The organism is Sulfolobus acidocaldarius DSM 639 (assembly GCF_000012285.1).
In the GTDB taxonomy this organism is placed as follows: domain Archaea; phylum Thermoproteota; class Thermoprotei_A; order Sulfolobales; family Sulfolobaceae; genus Sulfolobus; species Sulfolobus acidocaldarius.
This window is the reverse complement of the sequence record NC_007181.1, coordinates 1,744,390-1,759,795: the sequence shown is the minus strand read 5'-3', so window position 1 is coordinate 1,759,795 and position 15,406 is coordinate 1,744,390. Positions and strand designations below refer to the sequence as shown.

15 protein-coding genes and 2 pseudogenes are annotated in these 15,406 nt (G+C 41.2%); 12 read left to right on the top strand and 5 right to left on the bottom strand.

All coding sequences use genetic code 11. The features are described 5' to 3' along the window. Nucleotides 1-55: 55 nt before the first annotated feature. Nucleotides 56-280, bottom strand: coding sequence for a type II toxin-antitoxin system VapB family antitoxin (locus SACI_RS09400; RefSeq protein ID WP_011278752.1), 225 nt, complete (start codon nucleotides 278-280; stop codon nucleotides 56-58). A 960-nt stretch (nucleotides 281-1,240) separates the two neighbouring features. Here SACI_RS09400 and SACI_RS09395 point away from each other — a divergent pair. The 4 genes from SACI_RS09395 (at nucleotide 1,241) to SACI_RS09380 (ending at nucleotide 4,647) form a co-directional block, all read left to right on the top strand. Further along, nucleotides 1,241-1,513, top strand: coding sequence for a hypothetical protein (locus SACI_RS09395; protein ID WP_011278751.1), 273 nt, complete (start codon nucleotides 1,241-1,243; stop codon nucleotides 1,511-1,513). Nucleotides 1,514-1,519: 6 nt separating this feature from the next. Continuing rightward, nucleotides 1,520-1,912 carry a PIN domain-containing protein gene (locus SACI_RS09390; RefSeq protein WP_015385735.1) on the top strand — a complete coding sequence of 131 codons (393 nt, stop codon included), beginning with the start codon at nucleotides 1,520-1,522 and terminating at the stop codon, nucleotides 1,910-1,912. Nucleotides 1,913-2,251: 339 nt separating this feature from the next. Beyond that, nucleotides 2,252-2,812: an acetate uptake transporter gene (locus SACI_RS09385; protein WP_011278749.1), complete on the top strand. Its 561-nt coding sequence runs from the start codon at nucleotides 2,252-2,254 to the stop codon at nucleotides 2,810-2,812. A gap of 377 nt (nucleotides 2,813-3,189) precedes the next feature. Beyond that, nucleotides 3,190-4,647: a sugar porter family MFS transporter gene (locus tag SACI_RS09380; RefSeq protein ID WP_011278748.1), complete on the top strand. Its 1,458-nt coding sequence runs from the start codon at nucleotides 3,190-3,192 to the stop codon at nucleotides 4,645-4,647. A gap of 215 nt (nucleotides 4,648-4,862) precedes the next feature. Here SACI_RS09380 and SACI_RS11500 read toward each other — a convergent pair whose 3' ends face one another. Next, on the bottom strand, nucleotides 4,863-5,651 hold the full coding sequence (locus SACI_RS11500) for a hypothetical protein (protein ID WP_052283899.1): 789 nt from the start codon (nucleotides 5,649-5,651) through the stop codon (nucleotides 4,863-4,865). Nucleotides 5,652-5,877: 226 nt separating this feature from the next. Between SACI_RS11500 and SACI_RS09370 the strand changes: the two are divergent. From SACI_RS09370 to SACI_RS09360, 4 genes and pseudogenes are all read left to right on the top strand, one after another. Next, a pseudogene (locus SACI_RS09370) lies at nucleotides 5,878-6,246 on the top strand (alpha/beta fold hydrolase); the annotation flags it as partial. 91 nt (nucleotides 6,247-6,337) lie between these two features. Further along, entirely contained in the window at nucleotides 6,338-6,460 is a 123-nt protein-coding gene (locus SACI_RS12345; RefSeq protein WP_257719736.1) for a hypothetical protein, read from the top strand. Further along, nucleotides 6,461-7,714, top strand: a complete 1,254-nt coding sequence (locus tag SACI_RS09365) for an RNA-guided endonuclease InsQ/TnpB family protein (protein WP_011278746.1) — start codon at nucleotides 6,461-6,463, stop codon at nucleotides 7,712-7,714. A gap of 10 nt (nucleotides 7,715-7,724) precedes the next feature. Then, nucleotides 7,725-8,243: pseudogene (locus SACI_RS09360) on the top strand (proline iminopeptidase-family hydrolase); the annotation flags it as partial. A gap of 136 nt (nucleotides 8,244-8,379) precedes the next feature. Here SACI_RS09360 and SACI_RS09355 read toward each other — a convergent pair. Further along, nucleotides 8,380-9,258 carry a fumarylacetoacetate hydrolase family protein gene (locus SACI_RS09355; RefSeq protein ID WP_011278744.1) on the bottom strand — a complete coding sequence of 293 codons (879 nt, stop codon included), beginning with the start codon at nucleotides 9,256-9,258 and terminating at the stop codon, nucleotides 8,380-8,382. Between the two features lie 106 nt (nucleotides 9,259-9,364). Between SACI_RS09355 and SACI_RS09350 the strand changes: the two genes are divergently transcribed. Beyond that, nucleotides 9,365-10,801: an aldehyde dehydrogenase family protein gene (locus SACI_RS09350; protein ID WP_011278743.1), complete on the top strand. Its 1,437-nt coding sequence runs from the start codon at nucleotides 9,365-9,367 to the stop codon at nucleotides 10,799-10,801. A gap of 332 nt (nucleotides 10,802-11,133) precedes the next feature. On the opposite strand, the gene SACI_RS09345 is transcribed toward SACI_RS09350, so the two are convergent. Both SACI_RS09345 and SACI_RS09340 read right to left on the bottom strand, forming a co-directional pair. Continuing rightward, on the bottom strand, nucleotides 11,134-11,544 hold the full coding sequence (locus SACI_RS09345) for a type II toxin-antitoxin system VapC family toxin (protein WP_230937929.1): 411 nt from the start codon (nucleotides 11,542-11,544) through the stop codon (nucleotides 11,134-11,136). Continuing rightward, nucleotides 11,507-11,788, bottom strand: coding sequence for a hypothetical protein (locus SACI_RS09340; protein ID WP_015385732.1), 282 nt, complete (start codon nucleotides 11,786-11,788; stop codon nucleotides 11,507-11,509). The genes SACI_RS09345 and SACI_RS09340 overlap by 38 nt, the downstream gene beginning before the upstream one ends. Nucleotides 11,789-11,956: 168 nt before the next feature. On the opposite strand from SACI_RS09340, the gene SACI_RS09335 reads away from it, so the two are divergent. From SACI_RS09335 to SACI_RS12110, 3 genes are all read left to right on the top strand, one after another. Continuing rightward, nucleotides 11,957-13,606, top strand: coding sequence for a pyruvate oxidase (locus SACI_RS09335; RefSeq protein WP_011278740.1), 1,650 nt, complete (start codon nucleotides 11,957-11,959; stop codon nucleotides 13,604-13,606). Between the two features lie 7 nt (nucleotides 13,607-13,613). After that, on the top strand, nucleotides 13,614-14,603 hold the full coding sequence (locus SACI_RS09330) for an NAD(P)/FAD-dependent oxidoreductase (RefSeq protein WP_230937997.1): 990 nt from the start codon (nucleotides 13,614-13,616) through the stop codon (nucleotides 14,601-14,603). A gap of 613 nt (nucleotides 14,604-15,216) precedes the next feature. Further along, complete coding sequence (locus SACI_RS12110; RefSeq protein WP_015385730.1) at nucleotides 15,217-15,390, top strand: hypothetical protein; 174 nt, start codon at nucleotides 15,217-15,219, stop codon at nucleotides 15,388-15,390. Nucleotides 15,391-15,406 lie beyond the last annotated feature (16 nt).

Genomic DNA, 15,406 nt, shown 5'->3' with positions numbered 1-15,406 from the left:
AATTTGTTACTCTTTCCCTTCTTCTCTTGTCAAGATCTTAACGAGGGTTGAGGCATTAATTACTGTCCCTATCTTCCCTCACCAACCTCGCTACTTCCCCCCTCTTCACTCCCTTGATGTCTTTGAGCTTCTCCTCTGTCTCCCTCAAGATCTCCTCCTCCTTTAACTCCTCTGTCTTACGGGCTATGAAGTTTTCTATCTCCTCTCTCCACTTTATATTATATTTTTGCATCTCCTCTCGTAGACGCTTATCTATCCTTATACTGTAGACTACTTTCATTATAATATCGTATATATTACTGATTATATTTGAAGTTTACGTAATACGGGAAAAGTATGATGTAACTTATTTAGTCAGTCCTAGTTCTTCAGTAAAAATATTTGGAATACTAAAATAGTATGTAGTGGTGGTAAGTAAACCTTATGTACACATTCCACCCTACTTGTGAAAAGTAACCTGCTTGAGTCCTCCATGGGTTAGAAAAAGCCCTAGGGAAGGAAATGTCTTAACCTAGCCTTGATGAAGAACTCGACAATCCATGATCCTTATTTGTCAATTTCTATTAACCTTGAATATAAAAATCTTGAATTAACGTCATTTGTATTCCTTATTGTATTCACTCTGATTAAGAGGTATGGTAGAGAAAAATACTTATAACTTCTTCGACCCTGGGATAAGGCTAGGGATGGTTCAGGGTAATATCAAAGTTTGTTAATTAGACCTCTGGACATACTTGAATAGTCAAAGGACTATACAAGTGGGTGTTCACGATAATACACAGACAAGGGAATGTATCTAATATTCTTTTTCTAAGGATAAGAAAACCTTCAAGAATGTTAAAATACACTGCCTAGAGGGAGGTAAACGGGTAAGTAATGATTACAACGTTTACTTCGCCTTGATAAACCACACCGTAATATAGCCAATATTACGAAACGAGAGCAATGAGGGACAAACTCGTCAGACTTAATAGGGTAATAAAGACAGTAAGCATAGAAACGCTAAAGTACGCACCATATATATTTAAATGGGATTACAACTACAATTTATAGCTTCATGACGGCATTATATACACACATGAGACTTGTCTATCATTTAAAAAGTAGTGGGTCAGGCAACACGTTTATATTTACCTCCGATTTTGTGATACCATAAATTGAATTTATGATTAAGATGTCCTTGTGGTCTTAATCAAGAAGCAAATTTATATTATACCATGAAGAATTTTTAAGTGGGAGTATGATAGGGGAAAAATTCGAGAGGAAGGCTGACGAGAAGGGAAGGATATACATACCGGAGTATAAGGGAAAGACTGTTTATTTAGTCGATTCAGGTCACGGCTATTTCATCACAAGCGATAAGGGATTAGCTGATGCCGTAAGTAAAAATGCTTCTAGCTTCGTCACTGAGGAGTTTTTAAGGTTAGTTACAGAGCTAGATTTACAGTTAGAAGACGTTCACAAGGAGGCAGAAAACGAGTTAGCTAAGAGGTTTTTAAAGCAACTCAGTTGAGATAGTATGGAGACGCGGAAAAGGCTTTTAGACACGGACGTCCTATTGTCTAAAAAGTTTGTGGAAGTCAAAGAACCGTACGTTGTCAGCCTAATCTCCATTATAGAGATAACTTCAGTAATACGGAGGAAATACCTTGAACTTGCCAAAAAGGGTGAAAAATCAAGGGCTGAAGGGTATATAAGATTTCTAAACCTCACGTTATCTCACATCAGAAATAATGTCGTGGAGGTGACGTTTAGGGACGTAGAGAGAGGTATTGAGCTAATGTTTGAGAGGGACGTAAATCTAGGTGAGGCAGTGAACACTATGGTCGCCAAGAGACTAAATTTAACCGTAATCAGCAGTGATAAGGACTGGGAGAGTCTAAGGGATATTATTGATGTAGAGAACATGTAGTGGATGATCTCCTAGATTCTAAGATTTGTGGTTTACCCTCAGATAAAGGAGTTCAGCCTTTCACAGGGTTTTACCCTCGACCTCACTCCTTAAAAATGCTTTTCCACCATAAAATTCAATTCATATCAGGACAAATTGTTGTCCACACGTAAATTATGCAGAGTGAAGATTTTCTAAATTATTTAAATTAAACGTACGTATATTTTTTTAAATTATATAATAATATCATACGGTATATATTTTGACATACAGATTTAAATTAACAATTTTCTGATTTATCTATTACCTATATTAGAAATATTTATATATTTAAAAATTATAAGTATACACTGAAGTTTTATGACAGAACAAAAGAGGGCAAATCCCGCACCTCTTGGTCTATCTGGTTTCGCCTTAACAACCCTAGTTTTAAGCACATATAACGCAGGTCTGCTAACAAGTGGACAAAACGCAGTTCTAGGACTTGCAGCATTTTATGGGGGTCTAGCACAACTCTTAGCAGGGATACTCGAGTATAGGGCAGGTAACACATTCGGTTATGTAGCGTTTTTCACATATGGAGCGTTCTGGGAGTGGTTCTTCTTAACGTCATTAGGGATCTTCGGAGGAGTAACCGCTACTGGAATTGGCTATGTACTAGTAGCGTTCGGAATATTCACCCTAGTGATGTGGTTCGGTACCTTCAAATCAAACCTAGGGCTGTTCATAACATTTTTGCTGTTGTGGATAACGTTCTTCCTACTAGGAGCAGGTGCAATGATGGGAAACAACACACTATTCCATGCTGGAGGTTACATAGGAATTTTAACAGCCATAGCTGCATGGTATACAGGTCTCGCAATAGTAGTAGCTGAATCACTGGGCGCTAAACCACCACTAGGAAAAGCTCCCATGTCTTAACCAATTTTTTTATTTTTGTTTTTCCCCTTTCTTGGGAAAACCTATCTTTCGAAGTATTGAAATACATTAGTATGATTTAGTAATGTATAGTAGCTTTTCATTAATTTATGCTCTAATACAAAATTCTCTCTTCCTAGAATATTTTGAATTTAGCGTGTTGTCCTCGGCTAAATTTCTTCACTATTATTTCATTTTATGACTGGCTTCAACGTCCTCCTCACCACCATAAATGGTGAGGCTTTCCTCACTTTGTAAGATAAAAGAGGTAGAGAAACAACTGTTGTACCTATTCCCCGTGGTATTAGTATAATTTCACATATTTAATTAGTTTTTCTTCTAAGAAACATTTTTATTATTTAGATTACTTAAATTTATTTATGTCCTCTGCACTCCAGGAGATCTTAGATAAAATTGATAGAAGTAGAGTGACGAGACTGTACTGGATCATAACTGTTCTAGCTGCTATAGGGGGATTTCTTTTCGGCTATGACACCTCAGTCATAGGCACTGTAGCAGTGTTTGTCCCCTACAACTTCACTGGTTTCCTTTTGGGCTATGAGATAGCAAGTGCGTCTTTAGGAGCAGCCATCGGTGCACTTATAGGCTATTTCTCTACAGACAGATATGGGAGGAAATCCCTCCTCATCGTAGACGCAGGTATCTACACAGGTGCAGCCATACTGACCGCTCTGAGCGTAAACGATATAATGTTTTTGGTGATGAGGACAATTATTGGAATCGCAATAGGTGCTGACTCAGCAGTAGCGACTTCTTACATAACGGAATATGCCCCTAAAGATAGGAGGGGCTCTCTAGCAATTATGCAACAGTGGATGATAACAATCGGTATACTTGGCTCATACCTAGTGGGCTCAGCTGTACTTTACATCGCTCCCTCTCTAGCTTACACTGTGGACTGGAGATTACTCCTGGCTTTAGCAGCAATCCCCTCATTAATAGGCTTAGTGTTGAGGTTTATGATGCCAGAGTCACCGAGGTGGTTGCTGGTCTCAGGTAAGAAGGAGAAGTTGAAGAGTGATCTGAGGAGGCTCGGTCTACAAATTGATGACAGTCTATTGGACAGGGCAGCCTCAGAGGTCAGGAGTGAAGTTAGACAAAGTTTTGATATAGCGACTAAGAGGGCATTTACTATCGTAGCCCTGTGGATAATTTTCCAACAGATCACAGGTATAAATGTGCCATTCTACTACGGTCCGACCATAATCGAGAACCTGCACCTGTTCAGTTCCACCTCAAACCCTATGTACTCCCAGATCAATTCAGTTTTGGCTTCCTCAATTCTGGCTGTCATAAACACTGCAGCGACATACATTGCCTTTAGGTATATAGACAGGATAGGTAGGAGAAAGTTAGCCCTCTCTGCCTATACTGGTATGTTAATATTTGACCTCATTGGTGGTATTTTAGTAATGCAGGGTGTCTTGGTAGGTGCATTGATAGCATTTGCAGGTTTCATAATATTCTTCGCCTATGGCGTTGGAGGTACAGGGTGGTTAATCCAGGCTGAGTATTTTGACACTCCTGTTAGGGGGAGGATGGCTGCAATAATAGCGTTAATAGACTGGCTGGCGAACTTCATCATAATTGAGGTGTTTCCAGTTATGCTCTCTACAATAGGTTTAGCAGGCTCCATGTTTGTGTTTACTGCTCTTGATGCCATAGCTTTAGGTCTCTTCTACAAGTTACTCCCCGAGACTAAGGGTCTATCCCTAGAGACTATAGTTAAAACGTTCAGGGAGACTCCACTTACCAGAGTGGTCTCAGAGTTTAACTCAATAACTAAGGGAGAAGAGATAAAGGTTAAGGACAAGTAATGGAAAGACAGGGTGCATAAGGAGGAATAGGAAACATGATATTATTTATTTTTTCTTCTCTTTCCACTTATCCCACCTGGGGGGAAAGCTTAACTCATTTTGTAAACCAGAGCCTATGAAGCCTTAAGTTAAACATTCCGCCCTATAATGGGTTATACCCTATGAAATTACATTAAAATTTGAAAAAAATGAAGATGTCTTCATTCTCTAGCGGCTCAGTAATAGTATGTTATCGTTATTGTCTCGGTTGCACCGTTTATGAGGTTGTTATTCCCTACCCCTACACAGTAGTTAGAGGGAAGGACTGGGAACACTGCAGTTCCTTGGGAACCTACACTAATGGAATTATCATAGTTTATACCATAGGCATTCCAATACACTCTGGCGTAGGTTTGGGTAGTAGTTGAACTCTGTACATTTACTACAATATACCCAGTGTAGTTCGCGGTATAGCACCAATAACTGAAGTAACCAGCAGGCTGATTGACAACCTGATTCGATATCAATGTGTCGCTATAACTTAAAGATAAAACCTGTTTGTAATAGTTTAATTGTTGTTCTGATGTTTGATATTGCTGCTGTAATGTTTGATATTGTTGTTCTAATGTTTGATATTGATCTCTGTAATAGTTTAATTGTTGTTCTGATGTTTGATATTGCTGCTGTAATGTTTGATATTGTTGTTCTAATGTTTGATATTGATCTCTGTAATAGTTTAATTGTTGTTCTGATGTTTGATATTGCTGCTGTAATGTTTGATATTGTTGTTCTAATGTTTGATATTGATCTCTGTAATAGTTTAATTGTTGTTCTGATGTTTGATATTGCTGCTGTAATGTTTGATATTGTTGTTCTAATGTTTGATATTGATCATTCGTTTGACCTCCACCATTGTTCGTTACAACTGTGTTTGGAACACTGGACTGACCTATAACAAATCCTATTATTGCGCCTATAATCAAACTTACGAAGACCGCCACGACTATCTTTATTCCTGGTGTCATAACTTAATATAATGTGGAGATTTTAATAAAGATTGTGAAACACAGAGATTAACCTCAATTTTTTAACAAGAACTGAAAAAGCCCTCTCCTTCTAGGCTGAGTCAGGTTCCACAGTTTTGTGAATTATTCGTCTCTAAGGCGAGTTGGACATTAACCTTATCTTTTTCAAATCACTATATTAAGGTATTTTTAAAATCGATAAATTAAAATACCTAAATAAAAAAATATGTCTATGGAGATAGAGGAAGGTTATAAAAACATTTTAGGTCTTAGAATCTACTACAAGCTCTTCAAAGCTAACAGTGAAAAGAAGCTAATTACCCTCCACGGTGGACCTGGAGGTTCCCATGATTACTTGGAACCATTGTCTGAATTATCAAAACACGGAGTAAATGTCCTGTTTTACGACCAGTTTGGATGCGGAAGATCTGAGGAGCCTAAGGAGCTGAGCAAGTACACCGTAGACTATGGAGTAGAGGAACTGGAGGAGCTGAGAAAACAGATATTTAACGATAAGGTGGTTATCCTTGGTCACTCCTATGGGGGGTTATTGGCTTTGGCTTATGCGATCAAATACAAGGAGAACCTCAAGGGCTGTAGCCTTTTTTATTGACATAATTGACCATACCTCGTCATCTAGATTTACAAAAAGGTTTTTTAACTGGTAGTAAGTAGTAGTTAATGGGATGGTAAGGCTCAGATGCCCTAAATGTGGTCACGTGTGGGAGTATAAGGGAAAGAGTATGTACTATGCTACATGTCCAGTGTGTATGAGGAAAATTAACGTCGAGAAGAATAAGGTGGGATAAATGGACGGCAACCATATAGTTAGGACTGTAATGTTAAGCCTTAAAGTCAACTCAGAAGTTTATGCAAGGCTCAAGGAGGTTGAGGAGGAGTATAAGCAAATACTTGAAGACGCCATAGATTACGGTTTAAGGAATAACATAAACTCGTTTACAAAGCTTAAGGCCGGTATCTATAGGCAAGAAAGGGCTAAACATCACTCTTTACCTTCTCATTACATCTACACAGCTTGTGAGGATGCAAGTGCTAGGTTAAAGAGCTATCTGAAGAGGAGGAAACAAGGCAAGGCTTATACAGACAAGCCAGAGATAAGAAATGTCTCTGTCCACTTAGACGACCACTTGTGGAAGTTTTCACTAAGCGAAGTTAGGATTGTAACAAGAAAGGGTTGGGTGTCATTAAAGCCATTTTTCACTAAACTATTCTGGAGGTATTATAATGACGGTTGGGCTTTGGCTAGTGAGTCCTCTTTCAAACTGTGTAAGGGTAATGTGGTTAAGCTTTACCTAGTCTTCAAGAGACCATTACCAAAGCCTTTTGAGGCTAAAGGGTATATACCAGTTGACTTAAACGAGGACAATGTCTCAGTACTGCTAGATGGTAAACCTTTACTGGTAGAGACTAGTGTCAAGAAGATTACCCTTGGTTATGCTTATAAGAGGAAGAGGATTAGTGAGGGTAGGTCTACAAAGGATAGAGTTGTTAGGAGGGCTCTGAAGAGCTTGAAAGAGAGGTTTAAGAAGTTAGACATTCGTAGAAAGTTGGCTAAGCTGATTGTTACTGAGGCTTTGAGGGAGGGTAAGGGTATAATCCTAGAGGATTTGCCAAAGAACACTCCAGAGAAGATGGTTCAAGACATTAAGGACAAGCAGTTGAGGGACAGGATTTACAAGTCTGCTTTCGCCTCTCTGAAGAATGCTATCGTAGAGAAGGCTAAGGAGTTTGGTGTACCCGTCTTGTTGGTTAACCCTGCTTATACTTCCTCTGTTTGTCCAATACATGAGTGTAAAATCATTTACCCACCCGATGGGAGCTCTGCTCCAAGGGTGGGTGTTTGTGAGAGAGGAAGGGAAAGGTGGCATAGGGATGTAGTAGCGTTATACAACCTCTTAAAGAAAGCTGGTAATGTGAGCCCAATGCCGTTGGGCTCGAAGGAGTCCCATGACCCACTCACCGTAAGATTAGGTGAGTGGTTGAGGGCTAAGTCCCTACACTTGACCTTGAATGTTAATAAAATGATGGGAATGACAGTGTAGGGACAAACGGTTGATAGTCAGTAGTGGGCTCTCGAGTGTGCCATACACTGTGAAAGAGATGCAGAGGTTGATAAACGACCTGCCTGAAAAGTATAAGGCAGCAATAAGGAAATACGACCAGCTGAAGGACTACAAAAATCCAGAGTATTTAGAGGCAGTCAACTACTTCTACAAGACACATCTACTGAGATTAGACCAAATGCCTGAGGCAGTGAAGAGGACGTTTGAATACCTGGAGAAAAGGAAGACCTATGAGATAATGAACGGTCCAAATGAGTTCACCATCATAGGCACTATAAAGGACGTCGACTTAACAGACCAGTTGAAGAGGATAGCTGTACCGACACTCATAACAGTGGGTAAGTACGATGAGGTGACACCAAATGTTGCAGAGCTCATCCACAAAGGGATCAGAGGTTCTAGACTCGTGTTGTTTGAGAACAGTTCACATATGGCAATGTGGGAGGAAAGGGAAAAGTACTTGAGCACAGTCCTGGAGTTCATAAACCAAGTCTACCAAGTAAAATAGGTAAGATGTAAATGGTGAGGAGAAGGAAAAAGGTAAAACCCCTTTTACGCATATATTCACACTAACGCCTGCGTCTCTAGACATCTAAGGAAAAAGAGATATGCCTAGATGTGCCCATGGTTTAACATCCCTTTCCTTACCACTGTGTACCCTTGACAACAGGGGTCAACAGGGTACCTAACTTGGTAATACTTATCTCAACCACATCTCCGTGTCTTAACCCCTTGTCTTTCCCAGGAATAATGGCAGTACCAGTTGTCAATATAGTCCCGTCAGGTACCGGGTTATCCCTCAACAAGTACTGAATCTGTTCCTCAATCTTTCTCCTCATCTTGTTCGTGTTCACACTGCCTTCAAAAAGGACTCTGCCCTCCCTCATTATTTTCAACCTTATATCAAGGCTGTAGGGGTTACCCACCTCATCTGGTGTTACAATAAACGGACCAAAAGCACAGCAACCATAGTATATCTTTGATTGAGGTAAATAGAGCGGGTTGTCAGCCTCTAAGTCCCTAGCCGATACGTCGTCCAAGATTGTATAACCTAGAATTTTCCCCCTTGAATCGATCACGACCGCCAACTCAGGTTCAGGTAAAGTCCACTCTGAGTCACTCCTCACCACTATTGCCTCCCCATGTCCTACACACCTGTTCCCCGTAGCCTTGAAAAATATCTCAGGTCTCACTGCGTCATACACTTTCTCGTAGATTGTCTTCCCAGTTATTCTAGCCACGTCCTCCTCTGAATACCTCTCCCTAGCCATCTCATAACTTATACCTGACCCCCAAACCTCTATGGGGTCAAATGGCTTAGTTATCCTGGTGTCCCCATTCTTAAACTTCGTTAGCAGTTCCTCCAGGTTGAACCCTATTACCTTGTCACCTAAAATCTCCTTACTTTCAGAATACCTAATTAAAGCTTTAACTGGGTCTTCATCTAACTTTACTACATCGTTTCCTACTATAGCGTAATGTACATAATGTGAACCCTTCTTTACTACTCTAAATATTCTCATTTGTAACCCTCTACTCGTGACTGTATTTACGTGACTGTATTTAAATGTAATAGCAAACATGTTAACATTATATGATAAAAATTAGAATGATAAGATAATACGTATGATGAAATCGTATCAGGAACTGGCATATAAGTGGATAAGAGGTAGTGGAGAGGAGTACCTAGACGTAAACCCTGCAGACAAGGAACATGTATTGGCTAAAATAAAACTATTTACAAAGGATGACCTCAAAGAGTCCCTGAACAAGGCTCTGAGTAAGTTCGACGAGTGGTCAAGGACCCCATCACCAAAGAGGGGTCAAATACTCCTTAAGGCAGGAGAGTTAATGGAACAGGAGGCAAAAGAGCTAGCACTACTTATGACACTTGAAGAGGGTAAGACACTGAAGGACAGTATGGCAGAAGTGACCAGGAGTTATAATCTCCTGAAGTTCTATGGTGCACTAGCCTTTAAAATAGGAGGAAAGACACTGCCCTCATCTGACCCCGATTCGAGGATATACACTTTGAAGGAACCCTTGGGTGTCGTAGCCCTAATCACACCGTGGAACTTCCCCTTGTCAATACCGGTCTGGAAGTTAGCTCCAGCACTAGCCACAGGTAACACAGTAGTCCTAAAACCTGCCACCAAGACCCCACTGTTGGTAGCTAAGCTGGTTGAAATACTCTCCAGGGCTGGACTACCTGATGGAGTTGTCAACCTAGTTGTTGGAAAAGGAGGGGAACTTGGTGACATCATAGTCTCTGACGAAAACATATCAGCCGTGTCCTTCACAGGCTCCACTGAGGTGGGAAAGAGGATCTACAGGTTAGTTGGTGATAAGAACAGGATGACGAGGATACAGTTGGAGTTAGGGGGAAAGAACGCCCTCTACGTTGACAGGAGTGCTAACTTAGACTTAGCGTCAGAGTTAGCTGTTAGAGGAGCATTTGGGTTGACCGGTCAGTCCTGTACAGCGACTAGCAGACTAATAGTCCACAAGGATGTTTACGGTCATTTTAAGCAAAAATTGATAGAGAGGGTGAGGAAATGGAGGGTAGGTAATGGTACTGATGACGTAGACATGGGACCTGTTGTGGACGAAGGTCAATTCAAGAAAGACCTAGAGTATGTGGAGATTGGAAAGAGGGAGGGGTTTAAGCTGATCTATGGCGGAAACGTAATCCCAGGTAAGGGCTATTTCCTAGAGCCAACAATATTTGACGGCGTTACACCTGAGTCAAGACTGTTCAAGGAGGAGATCTTTGGACCTGTTTTAACCGTGACTGAGGTTGGAAGTTTAGACGATGCAATTTCCCTTGTCAACAGTGTGGAATACGGTCACACTGCAGGTATAGTCTCAACAGACATAAAAGCAATAAACAGGTTTGTAAGAGAAGTAGAAGCAGGAGTGATAAAGGTGAATAAGCCGACTGTGGGTCTAGAACTACAAGCTCCATTTGGTGGTTTTAAGAACTCTGGAGCTACGACATGGAAAGAGATGGGTGAGGAGGCTTTAGAGTTCTACTTGAGGGAAAAGACAGTTTATGAGGGATGGTAACCTTCACGTGAGTACGAGAGCCAATCCGAGAGAGGAAAGCCTTGCTAGCGTGGTTTGTGAACAACAATTTTTCATTAGGTAAATAAAATTTTACTCTAACCATGCTAGTGGATTTCGAGCCATATCTGAAAATTTTATCTACACTATGCAATAAACATGACAATAACCTACCTCCTCTACGACCTAAAGGCGAGCTTGCCTTTCGTTTTGTCAACAATTGTTATGCTAGAATGTGAAATTTATTTTAATCCACGGAATAGAACATCTAGTTCACCGAAATCTCCTAGTTGGCGTCATATTGAAGAGGAAGTTCCCCTCTCGTACTTAACTCCTTATTCGTGTATTAGGATAACCTCTGGGATATTTAGTTCCTTAAGTTCTTTCTCCTCTCTAGATAAGGCTCTAGTATTTTTTACCTTTGCAGTAGCTATTGTTGTACAGTCAGTTAATGAGATAGGGTATTTACACTTACACTTCCCAGCCTCACTGATTACTTTCCTATTAACCCCAACTACTCTAAATAACCCTGAACTTATTAGATGACTAACTACTTCCTCAGCCTTCTCCACACCCAAAGCTCTACAGGTAATGTAATAGGTTTCAACTAAGCTCAACGAACTAACTATAGGTCTTATTTCACCGCCCTTTATCTTGTTAAAAATTCCCTTGTACTTCCCCTCAACAAAGGACAGTAATACACCACTATCAAGGACTAAACTTCCTGACAATTCTGTCTTCGTCATCACTCCTCCCAGCCTTCAACATCTCATAGAGCTCAACGCCTTTAGCCACTCCAAATACCTGATCTAATAGTTCAGGTCTTTTCACCTTGCTCTCTTTTAACAAGTAGTTTATCGCGTCATCAACAGTGTACTTTCTTCCGTACTTCATCTCCAATTTGCCTATTAACTTTATTAATTTCTGTTTTGTTCTAGCTTTAACCTTGATTGTTACTAATTTTTCTCCTTTTTCCACTTCTCCTACCACTGTAATATTCCACACTATTTTTTATAAACTTTTCATATGTAAGAGGTTCTTCCATGTATCCTTATCTTACTCTCCCTAAGGGTTCACAGGATTTCATGACAAAAAGAGGACGAGCAGCCATTGGAGGAAGTCAATAACATATTTAAAAAGATAATACCTATATTATATATGCCATCTGTGGCTGAAGTAATAACAAAAGTATTAGAGGAGAGCGGAGTCCAGAGGATTTACGGTATTCCTGGAGACTCAATAGACCCTCTAGTTGACGCAGTGAGGAGATCAAAAGTGTCCTACATCCAGGTGAGACATGAAGAGGGAGCTGCATTTGCCGCATCAGTTGAGGCAAAGATCACAGGCAGACCTGTTGCGTGTATGGGTACCTCTGGACCAGGATCAATACACCTATTAAACGGTTTATATGACGCAAAGATGGACCACGCACCTGTCATAGCGTTTTCAGGTCAAGTGGAGTCAGATATGTTAGGACACGACTACTTCCAGGAGGTCAACTTAGTCAAGTTATTTGACGATGTAGCAGTGTTTAACCAGGTCCTTATTAACCCTGATAACGCAGAGTACACAGTGAGGAGGGCTATCAGGGAGGCTGTCACCAAGAGGGGAGTTGCACACATAAACCTCCCTGTGGATATATTGAGGAAGTCCTCGGAGTATAAGGGCAAAAGGGAGGAGATTGTCCCGAAAGTGGAATATAGTGTGGACTTCTCCAAAGTGAAAGAGTTGATCGAGAGGAGTGAAAAGCCAGTGTTAATGATAGGCGGGGGAGCAAGGGGTCTTGGTGAACAGATCAGTAAATTTGCAGAGAGGATAGGATCCCCAGTAATCTACGCCCTTAACGGAAAGGGCATACTACCTGACCTAGACCCCAAGGTAATGGGTGGAATAGGGCTACTTGGGACAAAGCCCTCCATATCTGCGATGGACAAGGCTGACCTGCTCATCCTGTTGGGGACTTCATTCCCCTATGTTAACTTTCTAAACAGAGACGCTAAAGTAATCCAGGTCGACATAAACCCATCAAACATAGGAAAGAGGATTGACGTCGACATATCCCTACCAATACCTGCAGAGGAGTTTCTCAAGATAGAGGTAAAGGAGAAGGACGAGAAGTTCTATGAGAAGTTGAAGGGAGAGAAGGAGGACTGGCTGGACAGGATAAGTAAGCAGGAGAGCAGTACAGATACACCCATGAAGCCCCAGAGGGTAGCTTATATAGTCTCACAGAAGTGTAAGGACGACGCTGTAATAGTCACAGACACGGGTAATGTGACAATGTGGACTGCCAGGCACTTCAGAGCCTCAGGAAAACAGACATTTGTCTTCTCCTCATGGCTGGGGTCTATGGGCATAGGAGTACCTGGGGCTGTAGGTGCATCATTAGCCACAAACAGGGAGAGACAAGTGATAGCCTTTGTGGGTGATGGTGGATTCACAATGACCATGATGGAGTTGATAACAGCAAAGAAGTATGGGCTCCCTATCAAGGTCATTATCTACAACAACTCGAAACTGGGGATGATAAAGTTCGAACAAGAGGTCATGGGTTACCCAGAGTGGGGAGTAGACCTGTTTAACCCAGACTTCTCCAAACTGGCTGAGTCAATGGGCTTTAAGGGGTTCAAGCTGGAGGAACCCGGTGAGGCTGAGAGTGTCATTGAGGAGTTCCTTAACGCAGAGGGAGGGGCTGTACTGGACGCAGTAGTTGACCCAAACGAGAGACCCATGCCACCTAAACTGACCTTTAAACAGGCAGGGGAGTACGTGCTATCAATATTCAGGGAGAAGCTACAGGGTGACTAGGTTGATAGTGATACTGGGGGGAGGGTTTGCAGGTGTCTCAGCTTACAACCAGAACAGTGAGGCAGTGGTGGTGGACAAGAAGGACTTTTTTCTCCTAACCCCATGGGTGATAGACTACGTGTGTGGTCTTAAAGAGTTGGAAGACGTGACAGTGAAGTACAAGAGAGTCGTGTTGGGTGAGCTGAGGAAAATAGACTATAAGGGTAAGAGGGTTATACTTGATAAGGACAGGGAGATAAGGTATGACAAACTTATAGTGAGTCTGGGTCACCACCAGAACTTGCCCAGGTTAAAAGGTGCAAGGGAATATGCACATAAGATAGAGACACTAGATGACGCTGTAGCACTGAGGAAGAGGCTTGAGGAAGTAAAGAACGTGGTCATAGTTGGTGGAGGTGCTACGGGTGTGGAGTTAGCTGGGAACATCAGGGGGAAGAACATTACATTAATCCACAGGAAGGAAAGGCTACTGCCGACAATGACCACAGGGTCGTCAAAGAGGGCTGAAAAGCTGTTAACAGAGCTCGGTGTGAACTTGATGCTGAAAGTGAGTGCAGAGGAGATAACTAAAGAAGGTGTTGTTACATCTAACGGGTTCGTGAAGTCCGAGTTGACAATATTTGCTGGTGGTCTCAAAGGTCCACAGATCATAGACACAATAGAACACAGGAATAAGGACCACAGGCTACTTGTTGACAAGTACTTAAGGTCAGTGGAGTTTAATGACATTTACGGTGCAGGCGACTGTGCCACATTTGAAAACGAGGACATCCCCATGTCAGCTAACACAGCTGTCATATCTGGTAGGGTAGCCATGAGGAACGCTATGGGAGAGGAGGTCGAGTTTAGACCCAAGAGGTTAGCTACGATACTGAGGGTTGGTGAGGACTTCTTTGGTGATTTTGGTGATAACTATGTGGAGGGTAACTCAGCTAGGCTGTTGAGAAGTATAGCCTACACCGAGTCATTGATGTTACCGGAAAAGTTGAGGAGATAAGAGGACGATATATAGATAGGATTTTAAATAAGTGTTTTTTAAATGTGTGACTACACGTTGTTAGTCCCTAAAAGTTTTTTACGTGCAATGAGAGGACAGAAAAGTTTGATAACTACTCAGTGCATGAGATAGTGTTTAAGAGAGAGGTGATTTCAGTCAATTATCCCCTATTGAAAAGATGATGAGTTAAATTCATGGCGCCGCGGTATGAGTGGTGATTAAGACCGCTAAGCTGATCACTAGTTACACTGGTTATAAATTAGTGAAGTTTACAGCGTCAATAAAAAGAGTTTCATATAACTTCTTTTGATACCCTCTCTCTTCTCGTCATCATCAAGCACTCTAGTTGGACTTCATGGACTATTTTCCAGTTTAAGGTATAACATTTACTCACCTTTTTTATTGCATACACATGTCTTGTTCTGAATGAAAATATAGCCAAATTACCTTCTATCGAAAACTCAGGGTAACTAAGTTTCTCACGCAAGTTAATGTTTTCATGATATTACAGAAAAGGAAAATTTCCCCACTTTTATTGAAAAAGCATATTAAGGAGACACCTTTAAATGTGGAGGTCTAAAAGGCTTTTATTTAACTGAGATATGATACTACCATGGAGTCATATTCACTCATAACCCCCTCCAACACTTCTATTAATGTTTATGTTTCATCTAACGTATCTTTTCCTCCCTCACCTAACATTATAATCAGGACCTTTAAGGACGGTATTTATATAGATTTTGGAGGCGAGCCTGAACAGGTAGAGTACCACGATGCTAACGTATAAATATGGAGGGATAAAA

What these genes read in the sequence shown, in the direction of transcription:
- SACI_RS12110 (WP_015385730.1), top strand. Translation starts at nt 15,217, where the DNA reads ATGGAGTCATATTCACTCATAACCCCCTCCAACACTTCTATTAATGTT.
- SACI_RS09400 (WP_011278752.1), bottom strand. Translation starts at nt 280, where the DNA reads ATGAAAGTAGTCTACAGTATAAGGATAGATAAGCGTCTACGAGAGGAG.
- SACI_RS11500 (WP_052283899.1), bottom strand. Translation starts at nt 5,651, where the DNA reads ATGACACCAGGAATAAAGATAGTCGTGGCGGTCTTCGTAAGTTTGATT.
- SACI_RS09335 (WP_011278740.1), top strand. Translation starts at nt 11,957, where the DNA reads ATGCCATCTGTGGCTGAAGTAATAACAAAAGTATTAGAGGAGAGCGGA.
- SACI_RS09395 (WP_011278751.1), top strand. Translation starts at nt 1,241, where the DNA reads ATGATAGGGGAAAAATTCGAGAGGAAGGCTGACGAGAAGGGAAGGATA.
- SACI_RS09390 (WP_015385735.1), top strand. Translation starts at nt 1,520, where the DNA reads ATGGAGACGCGGAAAAGGCTTTTAGACACGGACGTCCTATTGTCTAAA.
- SACI_RS09355 (WP_011278744.1), bottom strand. Translation starts at nt 9,258, where the DNA reads ATGAGAATATTTAGAGTAGTAAAGAAGGGTTCACATTATGTACATTAC.
- SACI_RS09345 (WP_230937929.1), bottom strand. Translation starts at nt 11,544, where the DNA reads ATGACGAAGACAGAATTGTCAGGAAGTTTAGTCCTTGATAGTGGTGTA.
- SACI_RS09380 (WP_011278748.1), top strand. Translation starts at nt 3,190, where the DNA reads ATGTCCTCTGCACTCCAGGAGATCTTAGATAAAATTGATAGAAGTAGA.
- SACI_RS12345 (WP_257719736.1), top strand. Translation starts at nt 6,338, where the DNA reads ATGGTAAGGCTCAGATGCCCTAAATGTGGTCACGTGTGGGAGTATAAG.
- SACI_RS09350 (WP_011278743.1), top strand. Translation starts at nt 9,365, where the DNA reads ATGAAATCGTATCAGGAACTGGCATATAAGTGGATAAGAGGTAGTGGA.
- SACI_RS09385 (WP_011278749.1), top strand. Translation starts at nt 2,252, where the DNA reads ATGACAGAACAAAAGAGGGCAAATCCCGCACCTCTTGGTCTATCTGGT.
- SACI_RS09365 (WP_011278746.1), top strand. Translation starts at nt 6,461, where the DNA reads ATGGACGGCAACCATATAGTTAGGACTGTAATGTTAAGCCTTAAAGTC.